This is a genomic window from Streptomyces calidiresistens, from assembly GCF_014141525.1.
Lineage (GTDB): Bacteria > Actinomycetota > Actinomycetes > Streptomycetales > Streptomycetaceae > Streptomyces > Streptomyces calidiresistens.
Window position 1 is genome coordinate 1 of record NZ_VKHS01000598.1, and the last position, 3,469, is coordinate 3,469.

The following is a 3,469-nucleotide window of genomic DNA, read 5'->3' on the forward strand; positions in this document are numbered from 1 at the left end:
CCGCACGCCCGCCCCCCGGTGTGCCGCGCCGATCCGCACCGTCGCGCCGGCGCCGGGACGGCCGTGCCGCACCCGGCTCCCCCGCCGACCACCGGCGGGCCCGGTGGTGCCGGGCCGGCCCGCGGGGCACCCCGGACCCGTCCCGGACGTCGGGAGGGAGGGGCACCGCACCATCAGCGCACCACACGGGGACCGACCGGTCGGACCCCGGCGAAGGGACCGTTCACCATGGAGAATGCCGGCACCCGGCAGCGCGTCGTCGTGCTCGCCGACTCGGACAGCCGCTGGAAGTGGGCTGCCCTGACCGCCCGCCGGCTGGCGCCGGACCACGCCCTGGACGCCCGCTTCCTGCGCGGTGACAGCGCCCCCTCCCAGCGGCAGATCTCCGAGGTGGGGATCGTCCCCGACACCTCCCGGAGCGTGGACTGCGCCGACCTGCTGGAGGACCCGGCCTGCGCGGAGGCCGACCTGCTGGTGCTGGGCGTGACCGGCGGCAGCGTCATGACCGTCCTGCACGGCCTCTCCCTGCGGTGGGCCGACCGGACCCGGCGGCCGATCGTGGTCACCGGCTACGTCGGCGTCGCCTACGAGAACCAGGTGGACGGCACGATGCTGCGCATCGGCTCGGACGTGGTGCTGGCCAACAGCGCGCACGACGCCGACCTGTTCCGCGAGGTGTACGCGGGGGTGGGCGCCGACCCCGGGGCGATCGTGGAGTCGGCCCTCCCCTACCTGGACGGCGCTCCGTGGGATCCGGCCGCCGCCGGTCGGGACCGTCCCTTCACCGTCTGCTTCGCCGTCCAGCCGTCGGTGCCGGCGGGGCGCGGCGACCGGTTGTCGCTGCTGCGGCGGCTGCGGCACCACGCGCTGCTGCACCCCGACCGCGAGGTGCTCGTCAAGCTGCGCAACCGGCCCGACGAGGGCGTGACGCACGTCGAACGCCACTCCTACCAGAAGCTGTTCGAGGAGCTGCCGGACCGTCCGGCCAACCTGTCGCTGCGCTACGGCGACATGGGGGAGATCCTCGACCGCACCGACCTGCTGGTGACGGTCAGCTCCACCGCCGCGATGGAGGCGGTGCACCGGGGCATACCCGCCGCGATCATCACCGACTACGGCATCCGCGAGGCGCACGGCAACCACTTCTTCGTCGGCTCCGGACTGCTGGCCTCCTTCACCGACCTGGACTCGGGTCTGGTGCCGAAGGCCGATCCCGACTGGGCGGCCCGGCACGGCCTGGGCCGCACCGACCCGTGGGAGGAGGCCCGGGCCCGGATCGCCCGGCTGCGCGCCGCCGGCCCGCTGCCCCCGCTGCGCCCCCACTACACGGCCGAACACCACGCCCCCTACCTGGAGCCGCTGCTGCGGCGGCGGGGCGTGGGGCTGGACGGGGAACGCGTCCGGGCCCCCGAACCGGCGACGGTCGGCCCGGTGCGACGGCTGGTGGTGCGCGGTGCCGGCGGTCTGTACCGGATGGGACGGCGGCGGGTGGCACCGGCCATCCGGCGTCTGGCCCGGGGCTGATCGGGCCCGGTCGGGGCCGGTGATCCGGCCGATCGTCCCCGACCGGGCGGCCCCGGGGACGATCGGCGGGCGACGGGCGTTGACGAACAGGTGGTCACGGCCCCCCGCTGTGCCTAAGATCACGGCCAGTGCCGAGTAGTGCCCACCATCGGAATCGGACCCACCGCCGGGAGCACCCAGTGAAGCGTCGCACGTCCGCACTGTCCGTCTCCGCCGCCGCCCTGCTGGTCGCCGCGCCGCTGCTCACCGGCTGCGCCGGGGACACGCATCCCGGGGCCGCCGCGGTGGTCGGCGAGGACCGGATCACCGTCTCGCAGGTGCAGAGCCGGGTGGAGACCGTGCGGGAGGCCCAGCGGGCCACCGCGCAGGGGGACGTGCTGGTCGAGGAGACCCCCGCGCTGCAGCGCCAGATGGTGGGTCTGATGATCTTCTACAGCCTGGTCGAGCAGGCCGCGGAGGAGGCCGGCGTGCAGGTCACCAACCGCGACGTCCAGCAGGAACGCGCCGCGCTGGAGGAGCAGCTGGGCGGCCCCGAGGGCCTGGCCGAGGTCGCGCTCGTCGGTCAGGGCCTCCCCCTGGCCGAGGACCAGATCGACGAGCAGCTGCGGATCGGCCTGCTGATGGCCGGCATCGGCGGCGAGGGCATGGAGGGCACCGAGGAGGCCTACGCCCGGCTGACCGAACTGGCCGAGGAGATCGGGGTGGAGGTCAATCCCCGCTACGGCACCTGGGACGCGCAGCAGGTGAACCTCGTCGACGCCGAGGTGCCCTGGCTGCGGGGTCCGGCCGAGCCCGCCGATACGCTCGGCGGGTGAGCGGTACACACCCCCGTCGTTCCCCCGACCCCGACTTCCCCGGCGACCCGGCGGAGCCCGGTGGTTCCGGATCCACCGGCCCCGACCCGGGCCGGTTGGTCCTGCTGACCACCAGCCACCGGGTCGCCGCCGGCCTGCTCTCCGCCCCGGCGTGGCGCGCGCTGCGCGGTGCGGACCGGGTGCTGTGCCGCGACCCGGGGCACCCGCTGCTCCCCCACCTCGCCGACGCCGGGATCTCCGTGGTCTCCGCCCCCGTCGAGGGCTTCGACATCGGCGAGGTGGTCGATCACTGTTCCGGGGGCCGCACGGTGGTCGTCCTGGCGGCGGCCGACGGCGAGACCCGACTGACCGACGACCTGGCGCGACGGGCCGGGTCGGGTCGGGTGCGGATGCCGGATCTGGAGCTGCTTCCCGGCTCCTGGGACCTGCCCGGCGCCCGGCTGCTGGACCTGGTCGAGGTGATGGACCGCATCCGTCGGGACTGTCCCTGGTCCTCGGTGCGCACCCACGCCGACCTGGCGCCGTACGCGCTGGAGGAGGTCCACGAACTGGTCGAGGCGATCGAGGCCGGGGACCGGGGCGAGCTGCGCGAGGAGTTGGGGGACGTCCTGCTCCAGGTGGTCTTCCACGCCCGGATCGCGGAGGAGGACGCCGGGGAGCCGTTCTCGATCGACGACGTGGCCGGGGGCATCGTCGCCAAGCTGATCCACCGCCACCCGCACGTCTTCGGCGACGAGCGGGCGAGCACCCCGGAGGAGGTGCGCGAGCACTGGCTGCGCACCAAGGCAACGGAGAAGGCGCGGGGGTCGGTGACCGAGGGGATCCCGATGGGGCAGCCGGCGCTGGCGCTGGCCGCGAAGCTCGCGGCCCGGGCCCGCACGGCCGGGCTGCCCGCGGTGCCCCGGGAGCGGGAGGTCCCGGGGCCGTCCGGGGACCCCGCCGAGGACTTCGGGCAGCGGCTGCTGGCCCTCGCGGCGGAGGCCGAGGCCGCCGGGGTGGACCCGGAGTCCGCTCTGCGCGCCGCCGCCCGCCGGTACCGGGACACCCTGCGCGAGGCCGAGGCCGGACGGGCCGCCGACGCGGAGTGATCCCCGGGGTGCTCCGGGAAACGGGCCCCGCCCCGAACGCCC

The 3,469-nt window shown here is 75.8% G+C and carries 3 protein-coding genes; all 3 read left to right on the forward strand.

Going from position 1 to position 3,469, the window contains the following annotated elements:
* Positions 1-228 precede the first annotated feature (228 nt).
* The 3 genes from FOE67_RS20195 (at position 229) to FOE67_RS20205 (ending at position 3,427) form a co-directional block, all read left to right on the forward strand.
* Positions 229-1,524 (forward strand): DUF6716 putative glycosyltransferase, encoded by a 1,296-nt coding sequence (locus FOE67_RS20195; RefSeq protein WP_182666260.1) that lies wholly within the window; start codon positions 229-231, stop codon positions 1,522-1,524.
* Between the two features lie 179 nt (positions 1,525-1,703).
* Positions 1,704-2,339 carry a SurA N-terminal domain-containing protein gene (locus FOE67_RS20200; protein ID WP_323385129.1) on the forward strand — a complete coding sequence of 212 codons (636 nt, stop codon included), beginning with the start codon at positions 1,704-1,706 and terminating at the stop codon, positions 2,337-2,339.
* On the forward strand, positions 2,336-3,427 hold the full coding sequence (locus tag FOE67_RS20205) for a nucleoside triphosphate pyrophosphohydrolase (RefSeq protein WP_182666262.1): 1,092 nt from the start codon (positions 2,336-2,338) through the stop codon (positions 3,425-3,427). Before FOE67_RS20200 ends, FOE67_RS20205 begins: the two co-directional genes overlap by 4 nt.
* The last annotated feature ends 42 nt before the right edge of the window (positions 3,428-3,469 follow it).

What these genes read in the sequence shown, in the direction of transcription:
- FOE67_RS20195 (WP_182666260.1), top strand. Translation starts at nt 229, where the DNA reads ATGGAGAATGCCGGCACCCGGCAGCGCGTCGTCGTGCTCGCCGACTCG.